The organism is Herbaspirillum rhizosphaerae (assembly GCF_046025915.1).
In the GTDB taxonomy this organism is placed as follows: Bacteria; Pseudomonadota; Gammaproteobacteria; order Burkholderiales; family Burkholderiaceae_D; genus Herbaspirillum; species Herbaspirillum rhizosphaerae_A.
The window spans coordinates 1-23,064 of record NZ_JAQQFR010000015.1 but is presented as its reverse complement, the minus strand read 5'-3'; the positions used below and the strand labels follow the sequence as shown (position 1 = coordinate 23,064).

Below are 23,064 nucleotides of genomic sequence, written 5' to 3'. Positions count from 1 at the left end.
TTTTCCAGAAATTCGGTAATCAGTAATTGCAACATAGCATTCTCCGTAGTGCTTGGGTGAAATTTCGATGGTCAATAATAAATTTAAACAATCAATATTGAAAAATTAATTGTATTTATTAATTCAATAGAGATTTTTATATTGCAATGCGGAAATTCGTGCAAAAGCCATCATTGCTTCGCAAATAAGAAGCATTTCTCATTGTTCTGCCAAAAGTAAGGGCATTCCCTCGCGAGGGGCGGCAATAAGATAAAATGCACATCCGGCAGCAGATTTTTTTCCAAATTAATGAACGCCCCCGCAAAAATCCAGGCTTTGCTCACTGATGCGCCTCAAGGCGCAACTCCAACGCGCTTGCGCGAAATTCCCTACAACTACACCTCGTTCTCCGATCGCGAAATTGTTATTCGCTTATTGGGCGAGGATGCATGGCGTCTGCTCGATGAGCTGCGCGCCAAGCGTCAGACCGGGCGATCTGCGCGCATGTTGTACGAGGTGCTGGGCGACATCTGGGTGGTGCGCCGCAACCCTTATTTGCAAGACGATCTGCTCGACAATCCCAAGCGCCGCGCTGCGCTGATTGACGCGCTCAATCATCGTCTGGCCGAAGTCGACAAGCGCCGCATCGATATCAATCAAGGTGAAGCTGGCGACGCCGATGCCGCGCGCCGCAGCGCCAGTGTTGAATCGCTGGTGCATGCGGCGAAGAAAGCGATTGTCGAATTCGCCGAAGAATTCAAGCGGACCTACGACCTGCGCAAGCGTTCCAACAAGGTGCTGGGACGTTACACGGCAAAAGACAACATCAAGTTCGACGGCTTGTCGCGCGTCTCGCACGTGACCGACGCTACCGACTGGCGCGTCGAGTATCCTTTCGTCGTGCTGACCCCCGACACCGAAGACGAAATGGCCGGCCTGGTCAAAGCCTGTATCGAACTTGGCCTGACCATCATTCCGCGCGGCGGCGGTACCGGTTACACCGGCGGCGCGATTCCGCTGACGCCGATGTCGGCTGTCATCAATACGGAAAAGCTGGAACAGCTCGGCGCCGTCGAGATGGAAGTGCTGCCCGGCCTGGATACGCCGTACGCCACGATTTACTCGGGCGCGGGTGTGGTCACCAAGCGTGTATCCGATGCCGCTGAAAAAGCCGGTTTCGTGTTCGCAGTCGATCCAACCTCTGCTGAAGCCTCATGCATCGGCGGCAACGTCGCCATGAACGCCGGCGGCAAGAAGGCTGTGTTGTGGGGCACTGCACTCGACAACCTGGCCAGCTGGCGCATGGTTGATCCGCAGGGCGACTGGCTCGAAGTCACGCGTCTGGATCACAACCTCGGCAAGATTCATGATGTGGAACTCGCGCGCTTCAAGCTCGAGTGGTCGCATCCTGGCGAAAAAGGCCAGAAGACCGAAGTCTTCAAAACCGAGATCCTCGAAATCGCCGGTCGCAAATTCCGCAAGGAAGGCCTGGGCAAGGACGTCACCGACAAATTCCTGTCGGGTCTGCCCGGCATCCAGAAGGAAGGTTGCGACGGCCTGATCACCTCGGCGCGCTGGATTCTGCACAAGATGCCGAAGCAGACGCGCACCGTCTGTCTCGAATTCTTCGGCCAGGCGCGCGATGCGATTCCGTCGATCGTCGAAATCAAGAACTACCTCGACGCTGAAACCAAAAAGGGTGGTGCGATTCTGGCCGGTCTGGAGCATCTGGACGAGCGCTATCTGCGCGCGGTCGGTTACGCCACCAAATCCAAACGCGGCGTGCTGCCGAAGATGGTGCTGATCGGCGATATCGTCGGCGACGACGAAAACGCCGTGGCGCAAGCCGCGTCGGAAGTGATCCGCATGGCCAACAATCGCGTCGGCGAAGGTTTCGTCGCGATCAGCCCTGAGGCTCGCAAGAAATTCTGGCTTGACCGTTCGCGCACCGCTGCGATTGCGAAACACACCAACGCCTTCAAGATCAACGAAGACGTGGTGATTCCGCTTAATCGCATGGGCGAGTACACCGACGGCATCGAGCGCATCAACATCGAACTGTCGATCAAGAACAAGCTGCAATTCCTGGACGAACTCAACGCATTCTTCGCCAAGGGCAATCTGCCATTGGGCAAGAGCGATGACGGCGAAGGCGAAGACATTCCGGCTGCAGAAATGCTGGAAGACCGTGTGCATCAGGCTGAAGACCTGATCGCCTGCACGCAGGCGCGCTGGACCTATCTGCTGGCTAATCTCGACAAGCCGCTAAGCGTGGCCAAGGACGAAATGGCCGCGCTGGGTCTGGACAAGCTGTTGCCGGTATTTGACCAGCGTCTGATCGAGCAACCTGACGCCAACGTTTTTCACGTCGTGCAAGACCGTACCGTGCGCGTGACCTGGAAGCAGGAAGTGCGCGCGCAATTGCGCCAGATTTTCAGCGGCGCGGCGTTCAAGCTGATCCTGGAAGAATGCAACGCCGTCCACAAGCGCGTGCTGCGTGGTCGTGTGTTTGTCGCGCTGCACATGCATGCGGGCGATGGCAACGTGCACACCAACTTGCCGGTTAATTCCGATCACTATCAGATGTTGCAGGATGCCCACGAAGCCGTGGCGCGCATCATGACGCTGGCGCGTTCGCTGGACGGCGTGATTTCTGGTGAGCACGGCATCGGCATCACCAAGCTGGAATTCCTGACTGAAGATGAGATCAGCGAATTCCGCGACTACAAATTGCGCATCGATCCGGAAGGCCGTTTCAACAAGGGCAAGCTGTTGAACCTGCCCGGTTTTGAAGCCGACCTGAGCAATGCTTACACGCCGTCTTTCGGTCTGATGGGGCACGAGTCGCTGATCATGCAGCAAAGCGATATCGGCGCCATCGCCAATAGCGTCAAGGACTGCCTGCGTTGCGGCAAGTGCAAGCCGGTGTGTGCGACGCACGTGCCGCGTGCGAACCTGTTGTACTCGCCGCGTAACAAGATTCTGGCGACCTCTTTGCTGGTCGAAGCCTTCTTGTACGAAGAGCAGACTCGTCGCGGCATCTCAATCAAGCATTGGGAAGAGTTCGAAGACGTCGCTGATCACTGCACCGTCTGCCACAAATGCGTGACGCCTTGCCCGGTCGATATCGACTTCGGCGACGTCTCGATGAACATGCGCAATCTGCTGCGCAAGATGGGCAAGAAATCGTTCAACCCGGGTACGGCGACGGCGATGTTCTTCCTCAACGCGACGGATCCGGCGACCATCAACGCAACGCGCAAAGTCATGACCGATTGGGGCTTCAAGGCTCAGCGTCTGGGTAATGACATCTTCAAGAAATTCGCCAGGAAGCAGACGCAAAAACCTGCTGCGACGGTTGGCAAGGCGCCGATCAAAGAGCAGGTGATCCACTTCATCAACAAGAAGATGCCGGGCAATCTGCCGAAGAAGACCGCGCGCGCCTTGCTGGATATCGAAGACGACAAGATCGTGCCGATCATCCGCGATCCGAAGACGACCACGGCCGATACCGAAGCCGTGTTTTACTTCCCGGGTTGTGGTTCGGAGCGCCTGTTCTCGCAAGTCGGCCTCGCCACGCAAGCCATGCTGTGGAATGTCGGCGTGCAGACGGTTCTGCCGCCGGGCTACCTGTGCTGCGGTTATCCGCAACGCGGCAGCGGCGATTTCGACAAGGCTGAGAAGATCATTACCGACAACCGCGTGTTGTTCCATCGCATGGCCAACACGCTGAACTACCTCGACATCAAGACCGTCGTGGTGTCTTGCGGTACCTGTTATGACCAGCTGCAAGGCTATGAGTTCGAGAAGATCTTCCCGGGTTGCCGCATCATCGACATCCACGAATATTTGCTGGAGAAGGGCGTGCGTCTGGAAGGCGTGACCGGTACCCGCTATATGTACCACGATCCTTGCCACAGCCCGATGAAACTGCAGGATCCGCTGAAGACCGTCAATTCGCTGATCACCACCATCGATGCGCAAAAGATCGAGAAGAACGATCGCTGCTGCGGCGAGTCGGGTACCTTCGGCGTGAGCCGTCCGGATGTCTCGACCCAGGTGCGCTTCCGCAAGGAAGAAGAAATGCGCAAGGGCGCCGACAAGGTGCGTGCCGACGGCTTTGACGGCGACGTCAAGATCCTGACATCGTGCCCGTCGTGCTTCCAGGGTTTGTCGCGCTACAACGAAGATTCGGGCACGACAGCCGACTACATCGTGGTCGAAATGGCCAAGCATCTGCTCGGTGAGAACTGGTTGCCTGACTACGTGGCGCGTGCCAACAACGGCGGTATTGAACGCGTGCTGGTGTAAGCATGAGCAATGTCAGCGCTTGTGATTTGTGCGACGGCGACGGCGGCCAGCTGGTATTCAGGAGCGATGGTTATCGCGTTGTGCTGGTCGACGAAGCTGCTTATCCCGGCTTCTGCCGCGTGATCTGGAATGGTCACGTCAAGGAAATGACCGACCTGTCGCCGGTCGACCGAAACGCCCTCATGCAAGCAGTGTGGGCGGTTGAAGCGGCCGTGCGCGAAGTCATGCAGCCGGAAAAAATCAACGTCGCCAGCCTTGGCAACATGACGCCGCACGTGCACTGGCACGTGATTCCGCGCTATGCCGACGATGCACATTTTCCCAGCCCGGTCTGGGCGGAGGTCAAACGTGACACACCGGCGGCAACGCTGGAGCAACGCCGCGCGAAACTGCCGCAACTGCGCACCGCCATCGAACGTCATCTGGCAACGCCATCCTGATCTGACGATCTTCATGAGGACCGGTTGGCCCGCAAAGAATAAGAGCCAAGCAGTCGGTCTTCGTTTTACAGAATAGAAAGCGCAAGCAATGAGTTCTGGTCCTACGCCCGTATCCTTCAAAGTCCGCACGCAATCGCGCGTCATGGAAGTCGCCTTCGACGATGGCGCGATGGTTTCGATTCCTTTCGAACTGCTGCGCGTGTATTCGCCTTCCGCCGAAGTGCGCGGCCACGGCCCCGGCCAGGAAACGCTGCAAACCGGCAAGCGCGATGTCGGCATCGTCGGCGTCGAGCCGGTCGGTAACTACGGCATCAAACCGATTTTCTCCGACGAGCATTCCAGCGGCATTTTTACCTGGGAATACCTCTATCAGCTCGGCCGCGACCAGGATGCAATGTGGGAAACCTATCTGCAAAAACTGGAAACCGCCGGCTTCACCCGCGACAGCGGCAGGGATCCGGGCGCTGTCGTATCAAGCGACAAGGGAAACGGCCATGCCTGTGGACACAATCACTGAACCAGCCGGTTTCATCGTCCGTGCCGCGCACCCCGGCGATGTCGATGGCCTGACCAAACTGATCAATCAGCCCGGTTTTCGCCACGGCACCTTGCGTTTGCCGCATCAGACTTTCGAGACCGTACGCACATGGCTGGAAGCACCGTCCATCGGCGGTTTGCATCTGGTCGCGGTGGAAGCGGGAACGGTCATCGCTCAGGGCAGTCTTACCCGTTACGCGGGACGGCGCAGCCATGCGGCGTCGATCGGGATGGGCGTGCACGACGCACACTGCGGCAAGGGTGTCGGCTCAGCGTTGCTGAAAGAATTGGTTGATGCTGCCGACAACTGGCTCGATATCCGTCGCCTGGAACTGACGGTCTTTAGCGACAATGCCCCGGCCATCGCGCTGTACCGCAAGTTTGGTTTTGCAACGGAAGGCGAGCACAAGGCGTTTGCCTTCCGTGCCGGCGAGTACGTCGATGCACTCGCGATGGCGCGTTTGCATGACTGATGCCGGACGGCATCGTGTCACACTGACCTTATATAATGTCGTATTACTCTTAACAGCTTGCCTCATGACCAACACCACTCACTTCGGTTACGAAACCGTCGCAGAAGAAGAAAAAGTACATAAAGTCGCCGAAGTCTTCCACTCCGTCGCCGCCAAGTACGACGTCATGAACGACTTCATGTCGGCCGGCCTGCATCGTGTGTGGAAGGCCTTCACCATCGCTCAGGCGGGTATCCGCCCGGGCTTCAAGGTGCTCGACATCGCTGGCGGCACGGGCGACCTGTCCAAGGCGTTCGCCAAACAGGCGGGGCCGACCGGCGAAGTCTGGCTGACCGACATCAACGAATCGATGCTGCGCGTAGGCCGTGATCGCCTATTGAATAAGGGCATTCCGACCCCCACCTTGCTGTGCGACGCGGAGAAACTGCCATTTCCGGACAACTATTTCGACCGCGTTTCGGTAGCCTTTGGCCTGCGCAACATGACGCACAAGGATGCGGCGCTGGCGGAAATGCGCCGGGTGCTCAAGCCGGGCGGCAAGTTGCTGGTACTGGAATTCTCCAAAATCTGGGAGCCGCTGAAGAAGCCTTACGACGTGTATTCCTTCTCGGTGCTGCCATGGTTGGGTAAAAAAGTTGCCAATGACGCTGAAAGCTATCGTTACCTGGCTGAATCGATTCGCATGCATCCCGATCAGGAAACTCTGAAAAAGATGATGGAAGACGTCGGTCTGGAGCGCGTGCAGTACTACAACCTGACAGCCGGCGTGGCGGCATTGCATACCGGCATCAAACTCTAGCCTGAACAAATTTGTAGGAGCTTGTGTGAAAAAGTTATTCGTAATCCTGATGCTGGCCCTGACGACCATGACGGTCGCGATGTCCGGCGCCGAAGCCAAACGCCTCGGCGGCGGCGGCTCTTTCGGCAAGCAGTCCTCGAACTATTCGCGCCAGGTGCCGACACGCCCTGCGCAATCGCCGTCCAATGTCGCTCCTGCCAAGCCGGCAGCACCTGCCGCGGCTCCGCAGACGGTGCCGCCTAAACCGGCAAGCCCATGGAAGGGTATCCTCGGCGGCGCCTTGCTGGGCCTTGGCCTGGGCGCGTTGCTATCGCATTTCGGCATGGGCGGCGCGATGGCGGGCATGATCAGCACTATTTTGATGGTGGCTTTGCTGGCATTCGTGGCAATGTTCCTGTTCCGCATGTTCAGCCGCAAGAGCGGTAGTACAGCCAGCAATGGTAACGGCTTCAATCCGCAGCCGGCGTACGCCAGTGCCGCTGAACCGACCGTCTATACGCCGGAAATCGGCTCGCGCATCGAGCCAACCGGCGTGCAGGCACCTGCAGCATTGCAAGCGAATGAGTTTGGCTCGACTGCCGCTGCTGCGGCCAATGCACCGATCATTCCATGGGGAATCCCGGCTGACTTCGACGTTGCCGGTTTCGTCCGCAACGGAAAAAGCTACTTTATCCGTCTGCAAGCGGCATGGGATAAGGCTGACATCAACGACATCCGCGAATTCACCACGCCGGAAATGTTCGGCGAACTGCGCCTGCAACTGCAAGAACGCGGCGCGGCAGCGAACAACACCGACGTCGTGCAGATCGACGGCGAGCTGCTCGGCATCGAAACGCTGGAACACGATTACCTGGCGACCATCAAGTTCACCGGTCTGATCAAGGAAGCACCCGATGTCTCGGCTGAGCCATTTGCCGAAATCTGGAATCTGTCCAAGCCGGTCAACGGCAGTGGCGGCTGGGTGCTGGCAGGAATTCAGCAGGTGTAGCGGATAGGCTCATGGGCTGCCCGCACACCCTGCTCGGAGCCCGTAGTCACTTGGCAGCGCCAAGAACTGTTAAACTTGAAACCGCCCGACTCCTCTCGGGCGGTTTTCTTTTTTGATGCCGCACATTCCCATGCTCTCTAATTTCATGCGCCCCGTCGCTGCCGTCATCAACCATTTGCTTGCTCAGGAACCGTGGGCGCAAGCCCGGCTGGTCGCGCATCGCGACAAGACTGCGTGCATCGACGCCGGTCTGGCGCAACTGATGCTGACAGTGACCGGTGATGGTTTTCTCAAGCATGCCGATGAAAACGCCGTACCGGCCGTAACGATCCATGTGAAATTGTCCGACGTGCCGCTGATTCTGGCGAACCGCGAACGCGCTGTTTCTTATGTGAAGATCGAAGGCGACGCCGATTTTGCCAACGCCATTTCCCAGTTAAGCCAGTCGCTGCGTTGGGACGTCGAAGAAGATCTCAGCAAGGTGGTCGGCGACATCGCCGCCACGCGCATCGTGTCCGGTGCCAAGTCGGCGTTCTCCGCCGTGCAAACCACGCAAAAACAACTCGCTGAAAATGTCGCCGAATACTTTCTGGAAGAACAGCCGATGCTGATACGTCCTCACGTCATGACCGAATTTTCCGGTGACGTCGTCAAACTGCGCGATGACCTTGAACGCCTGTCCAAACGGATAGAGAAGCTGGAGCGTCGCTGATGTTTCTGCGTTCCCTGCGTTTGTTCAAGATCGTTCGTGTCGCGATCCGTTACGGCCTCGACGAAATTGCGATCTCCGGTTTCGATACGCCGCGTATCACCCGTTTTCTGAATGCGATTTTTTTCTGGCGCGATATTTCGACACCACGCGGCGAGCGTTTGCGCCGCGCGCTGGAAGACCTCGGTCCGATCTTCGTCAAGTTCGGGCAAGTGCTGTCGACGCGCCGTGACTTGCTACCGCTGGACATAGCCGACGAGCTGACACGCCTGCAGGATCGCGTGCCGCCGTTCGATTCCGAGCTGGCCATTGCGCAGATTCAGAAGTCGCTGGGCGCGCATCCTGATGACTTGTTCGCTACCTTTGATCGCACGCCGATTGCCTCCGCGTCGATCGCCCAAGTGCACTTCGCCACATTGAAGGACGGCACCGAAGTTGCGGTCAAAGTGCTGCGTCCGGGTATGCGCAACACCATCGACCACGACATCGGTCTGATGCATATCGCCGCCGATTGGGTTGAGCGTCTGTGGGCCGATGGCCGCCGTCTCAAGGCTAAAGAGGTGGTTGCCGAGTTCGACAAATATCTGCACGACGAACTGGATCTGATGCGCGAAGCGGCCAACGCCAGCCAGCTGCGCCGCAACTTCGCCAACTCAGATTTGCTGATGGTGCCGGAGATGTATTGGGATTACTGTTCTTCGTCCGTGATTGTGATGGAGCGTATGCACGGTATCCCGATCGGGCAGACGGCGCGCTTGCTGGAAGAGGGCGTCGATCTGGGCAAGCTGTCACGCGACGGTGTAGAGATTTTCTTTACGCAGGTGTTCCGCGACGGGTTCTTCCACGCCGACATGCATCCGGGAAATATCCTGGTGTCGACTGCGCCGGCGACGTTCGGCCGCTACATTGCGCTGGATTTCGGCATCGTCGGTACGCTGACTGACTTCGACAAGGATTATCTGTCGCAGAATTTTCTGGCCTTCTTCCAGCGCGATTACAAACGCGTGGCCGAAGCGCATATCGAATCCGGCTGGGCGCCGAAAGAAACGCGCGTCGACGAACTTGAAGCCGCCGTACGTGCCTGCTGCGAACCGATCTTTGATCGTCCGCTGAAAGACATCTCGTTCGGCCAGGTGCTGTTGCGCCTGTTCCAGACTTCACGTCGCTTCAACGTTGAAGTGCAGCCGCAACTGGTGCTGCTGCAAAAGACCTTGCTCAATGTCGAAGGCCTTGGCCGCCAGCTCGATCCGGATCTCGATCTCTGGAAAACCGCCAAGCCTTATCTGGAACGCTGGATGAATGAGCAGATCGGCTGGCGCGGCTTTGTGCAGCAATTGAAGATTGAGGTTCCTCGCTACAGCCGCCTGCTGCCGCAATTGCCGCGGCTGGCGCATCAGGCGCTGACGATGGCGACGGAAAATAATCAGAGTTCGCAAAACGCCGAGTTGCTCAAGAAGCTGGTGAGCGAGCAGCGCCGCACCAACATGTTGTTGGGAGTGATCGTGTACTTTGGCGGCGGCTTGATTGGCGGCATCATCGTCGTGCAATTGCTAATCCATTTCCTTCGTTTCTGACGACGACAATGCGGGAGATCGCATTTCTGCATGCATGAAAGCGGTCGGATGTTCATAGAAGAATAAACAAAGACAGATACGGGACAGGGATGACAGCCGGACAGAGTTCATCGCGCTTACATTGGTTGCCTTTCATCGTGGCCGCGACCTTCTTCATGGAATACCTCGATACCACCATCATCGCGACGGCGTTGCCGCAGATGGCGCAGGCGTTCAAGGTGGGACCGAATGAACTGAGTCTGGGCATGACTGCCTACATGCTGACGCTGGCGGTGTTCATCCCGATCAGCGGTTGGGTGGCGGACCGTCTTGGTTCGCGCACGGTGTTCGGCTCCGCGATTGTAATTTTTACGCTGGCGTCGGTCTTGTGCGGCATATCCAGCAGCGTGTTCGAGTTCACGGCAGCGCGTATCCTGCAAGGTATGGGCGGTGCGCTGATGGTGCCGGTCGGTCGTCTGATCGTGGTGCGCAATACCAGCAAAGACAAGCTGATGCAGGCGATCTCGACCATTACCTGGCCGGCGATTGTGGCGCCGGTGGTGGGGCCTTCTCTCGGCGGATTCATCACCACCTATTTTTCCTGGCATTGGATCTTCCTGATCAATGTGCCGTTCGGCATTGCTGCGCTGATCGCGGTGGCGAAGCTGGTTCCCAATGAGCGCGGCACACAGCGCCGTCCGCTGGACATGGTCGGCTTCTTCCTGAGCGGTACGGCGCTGACCTCGCTGCTGTATGGCACCGAGCTGGCCAGCCATACCGAAACCAACCTGACCGTCGCGATTCTGTTCATCCTCGCGGGCATTGTGCTGGGCGTGTTTTCGTATCGCCACGGTATGCGCAGCGAACATCCTTTGCTCGATTATTCGACGCTCAAGGTACCGACTTTCAACGTCACCATCGTCGCCGGTTCATTCACGCGCATCGGTATCGAAGCGGTGCCGTATTTATTGCCGTTGCTGTTTCAGATCGGGTTTGGCTTGTCTGCCTTCCACTCTGGGTTGTTGTTGCTGGCGAGCGCGCTGGGCAACCTGGGCATGAAAATGTTCACCACGCGCGTGCTGCAGCGTTTCGGGTTCCGCCGCGTGGCGCTGAACAATGCGGCCATTGCCGGCGTGTTCGTGCTGGCTTGCGGCCTACTCACTGCGACTACCCCGGTGCCGGTGGTATTGATGACGATCTTCATTTACGGTTTGTCGCGCTCGATGCAATTCACTACGCTGGCGACCCTGGCTTATGCGGATGTGAGTGAAGCGCAAAAGAGTGCAGCGTCAACCTTGTGGAGTGTGGCGCAGCAGATGACCATCGGTATGGGGATTGCGTTCGGCGCGCTGGCGTTGCGTATTGCTTCTTACTTTAATGGCGGTACCGATCTCGCCAGCGGCGAAGCGCATTTTTCGGTGACCGATTTTCACTGGGCGTTTGCCATGGCAGGTGTGGTGACGCTGTGCTCGGCGCTTGGCTATCGGATGCTCGCGAAAGATGCCGGTAATAACCTTGGCGGTGGCGCACGCGCCAATGCCAAGGGGCGCTAAGCCGCTAGACTGATTCGATGGCAGAGAACCGCCGCGCCAGTTCTTCGCGGCGGAAGTGTTCCACCACATAGTCGACGAACACGCGCGTCTTGGCCGGCAACAGCCGCGCCGCAGCGAAGTAGAGCGCCAGCATGCCGCCGTCGACATGCCAATCCGGCAGCACGCGTACCAGTGCGCCGCTCTTCATATACACCACCGCATGGGGCATCGCCGTCAGTGTGATGCCCAGCCCCATCTGCGCGGCCTCGCATGCCGCATTCGGGTCACTCATCGTCATCTTCACTTTCAGATTGATCAGCGACTGCGCGCCATCGCGATTGCGCAAGGTCCAGGCTCGGATGCGGCCGGTTTGCGGTGAGCGGATCAGGATGCCGTCGTGCTGTTCCAGATCGTCGGGAGTATTGATGGCAGGGCGTTGGGCCAGATAGGCTGGCGAAGCCAGCAGCACCCGATGTGCCGGCGCCAGTTCACGCGCGACGATGCCGGGAGGCAGTTCGATGCCACCGCCGATGGCGGCGTCAAAGCCTTCTGTAATCAAATCCACAGGTCGATTGTCAAAATGCCAGTCCGGTGAGATGGCCGGGTAGCGCTCCAGAAATCCACTCAGCAGAGGCACGATGTATTCGCGCCCGAAACCCGTCCCCATGCTGACCTTCAACACGCCAGCCGGCTGACCGCCTGCGCTGGCGAGATTGGCGACCGCGCTCTGAATGCTGGACAAGCCGCCGCTGACTTCCTGCAGAAACCTTTCCCCGGCTTCGGTCAGGCGCAGGCTGCGCGTGCTGCGCTGAAACAGCCGTACGCCGAGATTGGACTCTAGCCGCGCGACGTTTTTACCGACGGCCGCAGAGGTCAGGCCGAGTCGCCGTGCGGCTGCGGAGAAGCTGCCGGCTTCGGCGGAGGCGACAAAACACTCAATGCTGGTCAGGGATTCCATAGGCCTATTTTAAACATAATGTTTAAAAAGAAGATAGTGATTGCCAGCTAGTTTAAACATAATCGCTACCCCATACTTCAGTCCAAGCCAAACGGAATTCGAGTCCAACCCAAGAAAACCGCAGGCCATTTATTCAATTTGTTCATTCTCTCTTACCCAAACAAGGAGCAATATCATGACTGCAAACACCAACACCAATCTGACCCTGTCCAACAAAGTTGCCTTCGTGCAAGGCGGTTCGCGCGGCATCGGCGCCGCCATCGTCAAGCGCCTGGTGCGCGAAGGCGCTACCGTTGCCTTCACTTATGTCAGCTCGCCTGACAAGGCGCAGGCATTGGTCACCGAAGTTGAAGCCAAGGGCGGCCGCGCACTGGCGATCCAGGCTGACAGCTCGGACACCCCAGCACTGCAACAAGCGATTCGTATTGCCGCTGAAACCTTCGGCCGTCTCGACATTCTGGTCAACAACGCCGGCGTGCTGGCCATGGGCCCGGTAGAAGAGTTCAAGCTGGAAGATCTGGACCGCACACTGGCAGTGAATGTGCGCAGCGTATTCGTCGCAACACAAGAAGCCGTGCGCTTCATGGGTGAAGGCGGCCGCATCATCACTATCGGCAGCACCAACGCAGATCGCATGCCGTTTGCCGGCGGCGCTGTGTACGCCATGAGCAAGTCGGCCATCGTCGGCCTGACCAAGGGTTTGTCGCGCGACCTTGGTCCACGTGGCATCACCGTCAACAACGTGCAGCCTGGTCCGGTCGACACCGACATGAACCCAGCCAACGGTGATTTCGCTGAAGCACTGAAGGGTTTGATGGCATTGCCACGTTATGGCAAGGACGAAGAAATCGCCAGCTTCGTGGCATATCTGGCTGGTCCTGAAGCGGGCTATATCACTGGCGCCAGCCTGACGATTGACGGCGGTTTCTCTGCTTAATCCAATCTGAAAGCAGCAGACGTAAAAAAAGCGGAGCTTCGTGCTCCGCTTTTTTATTGCTTGAGAGAGATCGAGTGATCAGGCAAACAAGCGCGCCAGTTCGACGCCCGGTTCCGGCGCGCGCATGAAGGCTTCGCCGACCAGGAAGGCATTGACCTTGGCTTCACGCATGCGCTTGACGTCTTCCGGCGTGGCGATGGCCGATTCCGTGACGACCAGCTTTTCCGAAGGAATGCGCGGCAGCAGATTCAGCGTCGTGTCCAGCGTGGTTTCGAAGGTGCGCAGGTTGCGGTTGTTGATGCCCAGCAGCGCGGTCTTCAGTTTCAGTGCCGCGTCGAGCTCGGCGCCGTCATGCACTTCCACCAGCACGCTCATGCCGAGTTCGTGGGCGCAGGCTTCGAGTTCAGCCATCAGGCCGTGATCGAGCGCGGCGACAATCAGCAGGATGGCATCGGCGCCCCAAGAGCGCGCTTCGTAGACCTGATACAGATCCATCATGAAATCCTTGCGCAGCACCGGCAGCGCACAGGCGGCACGCGCCTGCTTGAGATATTCAGGCGCACCCTGAAAGAATTGCACGTCAGTCAGTACCGATAAGCATGCCGCGCCGTGGGTGGCGTAGCTGACAGCGATTTCGGCCGGCTTGAAATCGGGACGGATCACGCCCTTGGAGGGCGAGGCTTTTTTGACTTCGGCGATGATGCCGGCATGACCCGCGGCGATCTTGCCGCGTACGCTGGCTTCGAAGCCGCGCAATTGCGCACGCGCCTCGGCATCGGATTCAACGTCGCGACGCAGGCTGGCGAGGTCGCGATGTTTCTTCGCCGCTTTCACTTCGTCAGCTTTGACGTCGAGGATCTTGTTGAGGATGTCAGACATAAATATTCCTTGGTTGCTGCTTGTTTAAATTTGCTTATTTACGTTGCTTACTTGCGTTGATCAATGGTAAGTCGAACCGCCAGTGCGCCGAGTGTCAGTCCCATGACGTAACGCTGCGCCCGCATCCAGCCCGGATTGTTCGAAAAGAAGCTGGCAATGGCGCTGGCGGTCAGAATCAGCAAGCCGTTGACGACGAAGCTGACGGTGATCTGCGTCACACCCAGTGTCAGGCTTTGCAGCATGACATGGCCGTGTTCAGGGTGAATGAACTGCGGCAGAAAAGACATGTAAAACATGGCTGCCTTGGGATTGAGCAGATTGGTCAGAAACCCCATGCGGAACAAGGTCGCGTTGCTGTCGTGCGGCAGGTTCTGCGTCTGAAACGGCGAGGCACCGCCCGGTTTGAGCGCATTCCACGCCATCCACAACAGATAGGCTGCGCCGAGATACTTGATCAGGTCGTAAGCCAGCGGCACTGCGAGAAACAATGCCGTCAATCCAAACGTGGCCGCCAGCATATGCACGATGAAACCGGTCGCCACGCCCAGGAGCGAAATCATGCCCGCCGCGCGACCCTGGCAAATCGAGCGCGACACGCAATACATCATATTGGGGCCGGGCGTGAGCACCAGCACCAATGCGGCCAACGCAAAAATCATCAGGTCGTTCAAGGGGATCATGGTGCGCGCCTTTCCATTACTGAAAGATTAGTGTTTGCCGCCCAGTTGCTTGGTGACATTAATAAATTGCTCAAGCTTGCTCAGCGCTGCGCCGGAACTGATGGCGGCGCGTGCCTTGATCAGACCGTCCTCTATGGAGCCCGCTACACCGGCTGCGTACAGGGCAGTGGCGGCATTCAATGCGACGATATCGTGTACTGGACCCGGCGTGCCCTTGAGTGCTTCAAAAATCTTTTCTTTCGATTCGGCTGCGTTGGCGACTTGCAGATTGCGGCTGGCAAACATGCTCATGCCGAAGTCTTCCGGATGAATTTCGTATTCGCGGATTTCACCGTTGACCAGCTCGCCGATCATGGTGGCGCCGCCCAATGTGACCTCATCCAGATTGTCGCGGCCCCAGACCACGATCGCATGCTGTGCGCCCAGACGCTGAAGTACGCGCACCTGGATGCCGACCAGGTCGGCATGGAATACGCCCATCAGAATGTTGGGTGCGCCGGCCGGATTGGTCAGCGGGCCCAAGATGTTGAATATCGTACGCACACCGAGTTCTTTGCGCACCGGTGCCGCGTGTTTCATGGCTGAATGGTGGTTGGGCGCGAACATGAAGCCGATGCCGGTCTGAGCGATCGATTGCGCCACTTGTTCCGGTTGCAGGTTGATGTCGGCACCAAGTGCTTCGAGCACGTCGGCGCTACCCGACGAAGACGATACGCTACGGCCGCCATGTTTGGCGACGCGCGCACCGGCAGCGGCAGCGACGAACATGGTTGCAGTAGAAATATTGAAGGTATGTGCGCCATCACCTCCGGTACCGACGATGTCGAGCAAGTTGCTGGTGTCGGCCATCGGTACTTTGGTGGCGAACTCGCGCATGACTTGCGCTGCGGCGGCGATTTCGCCGATGCTTTCTTTCTTGACGCGCAGGCCCATGGTGATCGCGGCGATCATGGTCGGCGACATTTCGCCGCTCATGATCTGGCGGAACAGCGTCAGCATTTCGTCGTGGAAAATTTCGCGGTGCTCGATACAGCGCAGTAAGGCTTCTTGTGGCGTGATGGACATAATCTTTTCTCGAATGGTGTGATGTGATCGGCCGCGCTTAAGAGCGTGCTGTGCCGGTCAGGAAATTTTTCAGCAAGGCGTGGCCGTGTTCGGACAGGATCGACTCGGGGTGGAACTGCACACCCTGCAAATCGAATTCCTTGTGGCGCACGCCCATGATTTCACCATCGTCGGTCCATGCGGTGACTTCGAGGCAATCGGGCAGTGAGGCACGCTCGATGGCCAGCGAGTGATAGCGGATCACGGTGTAAGGGCTGGGGATATCCTTGAAGACGCCGACACCGGTGTGGGCGATCTTCGATGTCTTGCCGTGCATGACTTGCTTGGCGCGTACGACATTGCCGCCGAAGGCTTCGCCGATGGCCTGATGGCCGAGGCAGACGCCGAGGATAGGCAGCTTGCCGGAAAAATGCTTGAGCAAGTCGATGCAGATGCCGGCTTCTTTCGGGCTGCATGGGCCTGGCGACAGGCAGATGCGTTCTGGATTCAGTTTTTCGATTTCCTCGAGTGTGATCTCATCGTTGCGGATGGTCAGCACTTCTTCACCGAGCTCTCCAAAATACTGGACGATGTTGTAAGTGAAGGAATCGTAGTTGTCGATCATCAGCAGCATTTAGATTTCTCCATCCAGTCCGTCTTGCACTTGTTCGGCAGCGCGCAGTACAGCCCGCGCTTTGTTTTCGGTTTCTTCCCATTCCATTTCCGGCACCGAGTCGGCAACGATGCCGGCCGCAGCCTGCACGTACAGCGTGCCGTCTTTGATAACGCCGGTACGGATCGCGATCGCCACATCCATCTCGCCGCCGAACGACAGATAGCCGCAGGCGCCGCCGTAGATGCCGCGCTTGGTTGGTTCGAGTTCATCGATGATTTCCATCGCGCGCACTTTCGGCGCGCCCGACAGCGTGCCGGCGGGGAAGGTGGCTTTCAGGACATCCAGATTCGACAGGCCGGGTTTGAGCAAGCCTTCGACATTGGAGACGATGTGCTGCACGTGGGAATATTTTTCGATGACCATCTGGTCAGTGACCTTGACGCTGCCGGTGGTAGCGATGCGGCCGATGTCGTTGCGCGCCAGATCGATCAGCATGACGTGTTCAGCAATTTCTTTCGGATCGGCTAGCAGTTCGGTGGCCAGTTGCGCGTCGCGTTCCGGGGTCGAGCCGCGTGGACGGGTGCCTGCCAGTGGCCGGATGGTGATTTTCTTTTGCGCCTGACCGTCGGAGGTTTGGCCGATGGTTTCATTGCGCACCAGAATTTCCGGCGAGGCGCCGACAATCTGCATGTCGCCGAAGTTGTAGAAGTACATGTATGGCGATGGGTTCAGCGAACGCAGCGCACGGTACAGCATCAGTGGCGAATCGACGTAGGACTTCTTCAGACGCTGGCCGATCTGGACTTGCATCAGATCGCCGGCCATGACGTATTCCTTGGCTTTGGCAACGGCCTTCAGATATTCATCTTTAGGGAATTCGCGGATGGTTTCGGTGCGCACCGAGCCGCTGGTGACCGGCGCATCGGCGGCGCGGCGCAGCGAGGCGCGCAGATCCTTGAGGCGTTGGCGGCCTTTGCTGAAGGCTTCCGGTTGCGATGGGTCGGTGTAGACGATGAGGTAGAGTTTGCCGGAGAGATTGTCGATGACCGCCAACTCTTCGGTAACGAGTAATTGGATGTCGGGCAGGCCGAGGTCGTCTTTCGGCGCGCTGTCGGCCAGGCGCTTCTCGATGTAACGCACGGCGTCGTAGCCAAAGTAGCCGGCCAGACCGCCACAGAAGCGCGGCATGCCGGGGCGGATCGCGACTTTGTAGCGCGATTGGAATTCGGCGATGAATTCGAGCGCGTTGCCTTCGAGCGATTCGATGACCTTGTCGTTTTTCAGGACTTCAATCTTGTTGCCGAAGCTGCGCAGCTTGGTCGTGGCCGGCAGACCGATGAAGGAATAGCGGCCGAAGCGTTCGCCGCCGACGACTGATTCCAGCAGGAAAGTGTTCTTGCCGGCGTTCTGGGTTTGCGCCAGTTTGAGGTACAGGGTCAGCGGCGTTTCCAGGTCGGCGAAAGCTTCGGCGATCAAGGGAATGCGGTTATAGCCTTGCGAGGCCAGCGATTTGAATTCGAGTTCGGTCATTGTTTCTCTCCAGGACCGCTATTGTAAGACGGCTTGCGGGTGGCCGGACGACTTGATGCGTCCTGGCAAGCGCGTGCCTAATAACAGTAAGCAGTATTTTTAAACAGGGGTGTGTTGCAAAAAACTTGCTGGTCGCAGGGGAAGAAGAGGAGCGGCCAGCAGCTGACGTGGGTTAGTTAGCCCAGGATTGCCAGCGTCGCCACAGCCAGGCCTCAGGGGCGGCTGATTTGTTGGCGTTGAGTTTTTTGTCGAGAAACATTTGTCAGTGGTCTTTAGATAATGACTACGCTAATGCTTAAGAAATTTGGTGCGCTGCATCTAGCAGCGTTGGAACTATACCATCGGAATCAACATTGTGTATAGGTTCGCCGTGGTTATAGCCATACGGCACGTTGAGCACGCGGCAACCCGCAGCCCGTGCGGCTTGCGCGTCGTTGGACGAATCGCCGATGGCGACCACTTGCGCCGGTTGCAGGGAAAAATCTGCGCAAACCTGCAGCAAAGGCAAGGGATCCGGTTTCTTTTTCGGCAAGGAATCGCCGCCGTAGATCACATCGAAATACGGATACAGACCTTTTTTATCCATCAGCGGCAGGGCGAAGGCGATCGGCTTGTTGGTCACGCAGGCCAGGCGCAAGCCCTTGGCTTTGAGCGCCTGCAGGCCCTCGATGACGTTCGGATACAGCGTGGCGTAATCCCCGTTGATGGCGAGGTAATGCTCCTGATACGACGCCAGGGCTTCTTCGAAGCGCTGCTCCACGCCGTCTTCGTCGTAATCAACGGCCAGTACGCGGCGCATCAGGTTTTCCGATCCCTTGCCGACAAAATTGACGATGGTTTGCATCGCCAGCGGCCCCAGGCCCAGGTCGGCGCGCATGCGGTTCACGGCGACGTGGAAATCCGGCGCGGTGTCGAGCATGGTGCCGTCGAGGTCGATGATGGCGGCTTTGATGTTGTCGAGCATGGGATCTTCTTGGGGTGGATTACGTCGGATTACTTGGCCAGTTCGCTGCGCATAGCGTCAATGACGGCCTTGTAGTCAGGCTTGCCGAAGATGGCGGAGCCGGCCACGAAGGTGTCGGCACCGGCCTTGGCGGCTGCGGCGATGTTCTCGATTTTGATGCCGCCGTCGACTTCCAGCATGATGTCGCGGCCGGATTCGTCGATGCGGCGGCGGACTGCGGCGATCTTCTTCAGTGCTTCAGGAATGAAGGATTGACCGCCGAAGCCTGGATTGACCGACATGATCAAAATGATGTCGATCTTGTCCATCACGTGATCGAGGAAATGCAGTGGTGTGCCGGGATTGAACACCAGACCGGCTTTACAGCCGTTGTCGCGGATTAACTGCAGCGAACGGTCGATGTGTTCCGAGCCTTCCGGATGGAAGGTGATGATATTGGCGCCGGCTTTGGCGAAGTCGGGAATGATGCGATCCACCGGCTTGACCATCAGATGCACGTCAATCGGCACCTGCACGTGCGGGCGGATGGCTTCGCAAACCAGCGGGCCGATCGTCAGGTTGGGAACATAATGGTTGTCCATCACGTCGAAGTGAATAATGTCGGCGCCGGCAGCGACGACATTGCGGACTTCTTCGCCCAGACGGGCGAAATCGGCGGACAGGATACTGGGGGCGATACGGTAGTTGGGCATGGCGATATGGCTCTGGTAGGGCGATGGTACGATTAAAGATGCGCTATTTTACCCGTTCGCCGTGCCTCGGTTTTGTTGCAAACCTTGCACTTGCGGTTGTTTTCGTGTGGAATGGGCTTGGCTTTTTACAAAATCGAGGAAATCCGCATGGCGACGTATGAGTTTACGGTGACGGTCAAGACGCAGTACCTGGAAGAGCAATCCGACCCGGCACGTTCACATTATGTGTTTGCCTACGCGATCACTATCGTCAATACCGGACAGGTTCCCGCCCAGCTGATTTCGCGCCACTGGATCATCACCGACGCGAACAATCACACGGAAGAAGTGCGTGGATTGGGCGTCGTGGGGCATCAGCCGTTCCTGCAACCGGGGGAACAGTTCGAGTACACCAGCGGGACGTCGCTGAAGACGCCGCAGGGCTCGATGCACGGAGAGTATTTCTGCGTCGCCGAAGATGGCGAGCAATTCGACGTGAAGATTCCGGAATTTATCCTGTCGCTGCCACGCACGTTGCACTAAGCGTTGAGCTTATTGGTGCCACATTAAGCGTTCAAGCTTGGGTATCGTCTTTTTTATCGCTTGGATTTTTTGTCTGAACCTGTTGATCCGGCTTGCGTCCGGAAAACATGGTCCACCAGACGATGAATACGAAGATAAAGAAGGCGCCGCCGGCTTCGAGTATTAACCACCACATTTTCACGTTTCCTCAATGTCACTTATTCAAAAGAGCACTCGTACCAGTTTACCTGCATTAGCCGTCATCGTCGCTTTATGTCTTGCAGCCTGCACGACGACGCGCCCGCTCCCGCCGGTGACGCCGCCGACTACTCCCACCAAGCCGACAACGCCGACCACGCCTGAAGCCCAGGCGCAGACGCTGCAGCGAAGCACGTTCGCCGCCATGCCGGGCTGGGATCGCGACGAAGTGCGTGAGGCCTGGCCGGCTTTTCTGACTTCTTGCCAGACGCTGATTCGTCGTCCCGAGTGGAAAAACGCGTGTACGACGGCACGCCAGGTGAATGGTAATGACGAAGGCGCCATTCGCGCGTTTTTTGAGTCCGGCTTTACGCCTTACAAGGTATTCAATCCCGACGGCAGCGATACCGGCCTGGTCACCGGTTATTACGAGCCTTTGCTGCGCGGATCACGCAAACGCGGCGGGCCGTATCAGACTCCTCTCTATAAGGCACCGGATGATTTGCTGACGATCGATCTGGCAAGTCTGTATCCGGAACTGAAAAACATGCGTCTGCGCGGCCGTGTGGTCGGCAACAAAGTGGTTCCATATTTCTCGCGCGCGGAGTTGCTGCAATCGGGAGCCTTGAACGGTAAGGAGCTGGTCTGGGTGGATGATCCGGTGGAAGCCTTCTTCCTGCAGGTGCAAGGTTCCGGCCGTGTGATTCTGGATGGTTCGCAAGAGACGGTGCGTCTTGCCTATGCCGATCAGAACGGTTATCCCTACAAGTCCATCGGGCGTTATCTGGTTGATAAAGGTGAAATGACGCTATCGCAGGCTTCGGCGCAAGGCATCAAGGCTTGGGTGATTGCCAATCCGTCGCGTCAGAATGAGCTGCTGAACGCGAATCCTAGCTATATCTTCTTCAAGGAAGAGAAGGTCGGAGATCCATCCAAGGGCCCGAACGGCGCGATGGGCTTGCCGCTGACCGGCCAACGCTCGATTGCCGTTGATCGCCAGCATATTCCGCTGGGCGCGCCAGTGTTTTTGGCGACTACGCAGCCAAATAGTGATGCGCCTTTGCAGCGCCTGGTGCTGGCTCAGGATACGGGTGGGGCGATTCGCGGCGCAGTGCGGGCGGATTACTTCTGGGGGTTTGGCAATGAAGCCGGCGAAAAGGCGGGAGCGATGAAGCAGCGCGGCATGATGTGGGTTTTGTTGCCGAATCCCTGAGTTGTCCTATATAAGAGGTTTGATGTCTTTTAGCCTCCCTTAATACAATGCTGTAGCGGACAAAGAAAACCCGGCTTGCCTATGTAAGGCAAGCCGGGTTTTTTATTACGCGAAGGCTTTGTATTGATTAGCGCAGAACCAAGACGGGGATGGAAGAGTGTGCCAGCACCTTTTGCGTCTTGCTCCCAAGAAATAATCTGCTCAAGCCGCTGCGTCCATGTGACGCCATGAAAATCACGTCGCAATTGAATTTCTTGGCGGCGTTGACGATTTCCTCGTCTGGGGCGAACGAGAGAACCGTGGTCGTTTCGCAGTCCACACCGGCAGCCTGGGCGGCGTCGGAGATTTTCTTCACGTTTTGTTCGGCGAGATTGCGAACGTTTTCTTCATAGATGCCGGGATCGATTGCCATGGAGCTTTCGGCCAATGGTGAGAAGGGATAGGGTTCTGCGACTGAAATCCCGATAATCTTGGATTTGCAGTGCTGCGCGTAGTCGATGGCGTTGGCGATGGCCTTGTCCGAGCGCTCCGATCCATCCGTTGGTACAAGAATGGTCTTGAACATGTGATCCTCCTTTGTTGTGGTGAAGGGGGTAGTCTCAGTATAGGCTCTGACATCAGCTGTGCGAACTAATTCCTGGCGTTCCTTTGATCTCGCGCAAGTTTCATTGGCGGTACAATCGTCGGAGCAAGAATATTTCACTTCCGTGCTACCCCTATATAGAGGAGACAAGATGAGTTACGAGAACATTTTGACCGAGACACAAGGCAAAGTCGGCGTGATACGCCTTAACCGACCGAAAGCGCTCAATGCCCTGAATGATCAGTTGATGACCGAGTTGGGTGAGGCCTTGCTGGCATTTGATGCCGACGAAGCGCTGGGCTGTATCGTGATCACCGGCAGCGAGAAAGCGTTTGCCGCCGGCGCCGATATCACCGTTATGGCCGGCTACAACTATATGGACGTGTTCAAGGGCGAGTTCATCACGCGCAACTGGGAAACCATTCGCCGCGTACGCAAGCCGGTGATTGCCGCAGTGGCCGGGTACGCCCTGGGCGGCGGTTGCGAACTGGCAATGATGTGCGACTTCATTATTGCTGCGGATACTGCCAAGTTCGGTCAACCCGAAGTGAAACTGGGCATCGTGCCTGGTGCTGGCGGTACACAACGTCTGCCGCGCGCAGTCTCGAAGGCCAAGGCGATGGACTTGTGCCTGACCGGTCGCATGATGGATGCGCAAGAAGCCGAGCGCGCGGGCTTGGTGTCGCGCGTTGTTGCCGCGGACAAGCTGATGGACGAAGCGCTGGCTGCCGCCATCACGATTGCCGACATGTCGCAGCCGGTGGTCGCCATGATTAAAGACTCGGTGAATCGTGCATATGAATCGACGCTGTCTGAAGGCATCAAATATGAGCGCGCGATGTTCTATAGCTGCTTTGCCACGGAAGATCAGACCGAAGGCATGAAAGCGTTCATGGAGAAGCGTCCCCCGAACTTCAAGAACCAATAATTTGCCGTTCTGATTTAGGT

Annotated in this window: 23 protein-coding genes; 13 read left to right on the top strand and 10 right to left on the bottom strand. The window is 57.6% G+C overall.

Features of this window, described 5'->3' with window-relative positions:
* The first annotated feature begins 288 nt into the window (after positions 1-288).
* The 9 genes from PQR63_RS20180 to PQR63_RS20140 all read left to right on the top strand — a co-directional run bounded on the left by PQR63_RS20180 (position 289) and on the right by PQR63_RS20140 (position 11,342).
* Complete coding sequence (locus PQR63_RS20180; protein ID WP_408169739.1) at positions 289-4,290, top strand: DUF3683 domain-containing protein; 4,002 nt, start codon at positions 289-291, stop codon at positions 4,288-4,290.
* Between the two features lie 2 nt (positions 4,291-4,292).
* Entirely contained in the window at positions 4,293-4,730 is a 438-nt protein-coding gene (locus tag PQR63_RS20175) for an HIT family protein (protein WP_408169738.1), read from the top strand.
* A gap of 88 nt (positions 4,731-4,818) precedes the next feature.
* Positions 4,819-5,247, top strand: a complete 429-nt coding sequence (locus PQR63_RS20170; RefSeq protein ID WP_408169737.1) for a gamma-butyrobetaine hydroxylase family protein — start codon at positions 4,819-4,821, stop codon at positions 5,245-5,247.
* Positions 5,225-5,740: a GNAT family N-acetyltransferase gene (locus PQR63_RS20165; RefSeq protein ID WP_408169736.1), complete on the top strand. Its 516-nt coding sequence runs from the start codon at positions 5,225-5,227 to the stop codon at positions 5,738-5,740. The genes PQR63_RS20170 and PQR63_RS20165 overlap by 23 nt, the downstream gene beginning before the upstream one ends.
* A 64-nt stretch (positions 5,741-5,804) precedes the next feature.
* Entirely contained in the window at positions 5,805-6,539 is a 735-nt protein-coding gene (gene ubiE / locus PQR63_RS20160) for a bifunctional demethylmenaquinone methyltransferase/2-methoxy-6-polyprenyl-1,4-benzoquinol methylase UbiE (RefSeq protein WP_408169735.1), read from the top strand.
* A gap of 25 nt (positions 6,540-6,564) precedes the next feature.
* Entirely contained in the window at positions 6,565-7,527 is a 963-nt protein-coding gene (locus PQR63_RS20155; RefSeq protein ID WP_408169734.1) for a Tim44 domain-containing protein, read from the top strand.
* Between the two features lie 145 nt (positions 7,528-7,672).
* Positions 7,673-8,239, top strand: coding sequence for a ubiquinone biosynthesis accessory factor UbiJ (locus PQR63_RS20150; protein WP_408169838.1), 567 nt, complete (start codon positions 7,673-7,675; stop codon positions 8,237-8,239).
* On the top strand, positions 8,239-9,810 hold the full coding sequence (gene ubiB / locus PQR63_RS20145) for a ubiquinone biosynthesis regulatory protein kinase UbiB (RefSeq protein WP_408169733.1): 1,572 nt from the start codon (positions 8,239-8,241) through the stop codon (positions 9,808-9,810). Before PQR63_RS20150 ends, ubiB begins: the two co-directional genes overlap by 1 nt.
* Positions 9,811-9,899: 89 nt before the next feature.
* Positions 9,900-11,342, top strand: a complete 1,443-nt coding sequence (locus tag PQR63_RS20140; protein ID WP_408169732.1) for a DHA2 family efflux MFS transporter permease subunit — start codon at positions 9,900-9,902, stop codon at positions 11,340-11,342.
* A gap of 4 nt (positions 11,343-11,346) precedes the next feature.
* On the opposite strand, the gene PQR63_RS20135 is transcribed toward PQR63_RS20140, so the two are convergent.
* Complete coding sequence (locus PQR63_RS20135) at positions 11,347-12,279, bottom strand: LysR family transcriptional regulator (RefSeq protein ID WP_408169731.1); 933 nt, start codon at positions 12,277-12,279, stop codon at positions 11,347-11,349.
* Positions 12,280-12,454: 175 nt separating this feature from the next.
* Here PQR63_RS20135 and PQR63_RS20130 point away from each other — a divergent pair, with 175 nt between their 5' ends.
* Positions 12,455-13,216 carry a 3-oxoacyl-ACP reductase family protein gene (locus PQR63_RS20130; RefSeq protein ID WP_408169730.1) on the top strand — a complete coding sequence of 254 codons (762 nt, stop codon included), beginning with the start codon at positions 12,455-12,457 and terminating at the stop codon, positions 13,214-13,216.
* A 78-nt stretch (positions 13,217-13,294) separates the two neighbouring features.
* Here PQR63_RS20130 and trpC read toward each other — a convergent pair whose 3' ends face one another.
* The 7 genes from trpC to rpe all read right to left on the bottom strand — a co-directional run bounded on the left by trpC (position 13,295) and on the right by rpe (position 19,621).
* Positions 13,295-14,095, bottom strand: coding sequence for an indole-3-glycerol phosphate synthase TrpC (trpC, locus tag PQR63_RS20125; protein ID WP_408169729.1), 801 nt, complete (start codon positions 14,093-14,095; stop codon positions 13,295-13,297).
* Positions 14,096-14,142: 47 nt separating this feature from the next.
* Positions 14,143-14,775 (bottom strand): LysE family translocator, encoded by a 633-nt coding sequence (locus PQR63_RS20120; protein ID WP_408169728.1) that lies wholly within the window; start codon positions 14,773-14,775, stop codon positions 14,143-14,145.
* Positions 14,776-14,802: 27 nt separating this feature from the next.
* Positions 14,803-15,840 (bottom strand): anthranilate phosphoribosyltransferase, encoded by a 1,038-nt coding sequence (gene trpD, locus PQR63_RS20115; protein WP_408169727.1) that lies wholly within the window; start codon positions 15,838-15,840, stop codon positions 14,803-14,805.
* Positions 15,841-15,877: 37 nt separating this feature from the next.
* Entirely contained in the window at positions 15,878-16,453 is a 576-nt protein-coding gene (locus tag PQR63_RS20110; protein ID WP_408169726.1) for an aminodeoxychorismate/anthranilate synthase component II, read from the bottom strand.
* A complete protein-coding gene (gene trpE, locus PQR63_RS20105) occupies positions 16,454-17,965 on the bottom strand; it encodes an anthranilate synthase component I (protein ID WP_408169725.1) in 1,512 nt (503 codons plus the stop codon). It lies immediately after the preceding gene.
* A gap of 295 nt (positions 17,966-18,260) precedes the next feature.
* A complete protein-coding gene (locus tag PQR63_RS20100) occupies positions 18,261-18,929 on the bottom strand; it encodes a phosphoglycolate phosphatase (protein ID WP_094562658.1) in 669 nt (222 codons plus the stop codon).
* A gap of 29 nt (positions 18,930-18,958) precedes the next feature.
* Positions 18,959-19,621: a ribulose-phosphate 3-epimerase gene (gene rpe / locus PQR63_RS20095; RefSeq protein WP_408169724.1), complete on the bottom strand. Its 663-nt coding sequence runs from the start codon at positions 19,619-19,621 to the stop codon at positions 18,959-18,961.
* A 147-nt stretch (positions 19,622-19,768) separates the two neighbouring features.
* On the opposite strand from rpe, the gene apaG reads away from it, so the two are divergent.
* On the top strand, positions 19,769-20,143 hold the full coding sequence (gene apaG / locus PQR63_RS20090) for a Co2+/Mg2+ efflux facilitator ApaG/CorD (protein WP_094566138.1): 375 nt from the start codon (positions 19,769-19,771) through the stop codon (positions 20,141-20,143).
* 31 nt (positions 20,144-20,174) lie between these two features.
* Here apaG and PQR63_RS20085 read toward each other — a convergent pair whose 3' ends face one another.
* Positions 20,175-20,318, bottom strand: coding sequence for a hypothetical protein (locus PQR63_RS20085; protein WP_408169723.1), 144 nt, complete (start codon positions 20,316-20,318; stop codon positions 20,175-20,177).
* 15 nt (positions 20,319-20,333) lie between these two features.
* Between PQR63_RS20085 and mltA the strand changes: the two genes are divergently transcribed.
* Complete coding sequence (gene mltA / locus PQR63_RS20080; protein ID WP_408169722.1) at positions 20,334-21,533, top strand: murein transglycosylase A; 1,200 nt, start codon at positions 20,334-20,336, stop codon at positions 21,531-21,533.
* A 127-nt stretch (positions 21,534-21,660) separates the two neighbouring features.
* Here the strand turns inward: mltA and PQR63_RS20075 are convergent, their stop codons facing one another.
* Positions 21,661-22,098 (bottom strand): universal stress protein, encoded by a 438-nt coding sequence (locus tag PQR63_RS20075; RefSeq protein WP_408169721.1) that lies wholly within the window; start codon positions 22,096-22,098, stop codon positions 21,661-21,663.
* Between the two features lie 169 nt (positions 22,099-22,267).
* On the opposite strand from PQR63_RS20075, the gene PQR63_RS20070 reads away from it, so the two are divergent.
* Positions 22,268-23,044 (top strand): enoyl-CoA hydratase, encoded by a 777-nt coding sequence (locus tag PQR63_RS20070; protein ID WP_050476592.1) that lies wholly within the window; start codon positions 22,268-22,270, stop codon positions 23,042-23,044.
* Positions 23,045-23,064: the final 20 nt, after the last annotated feature.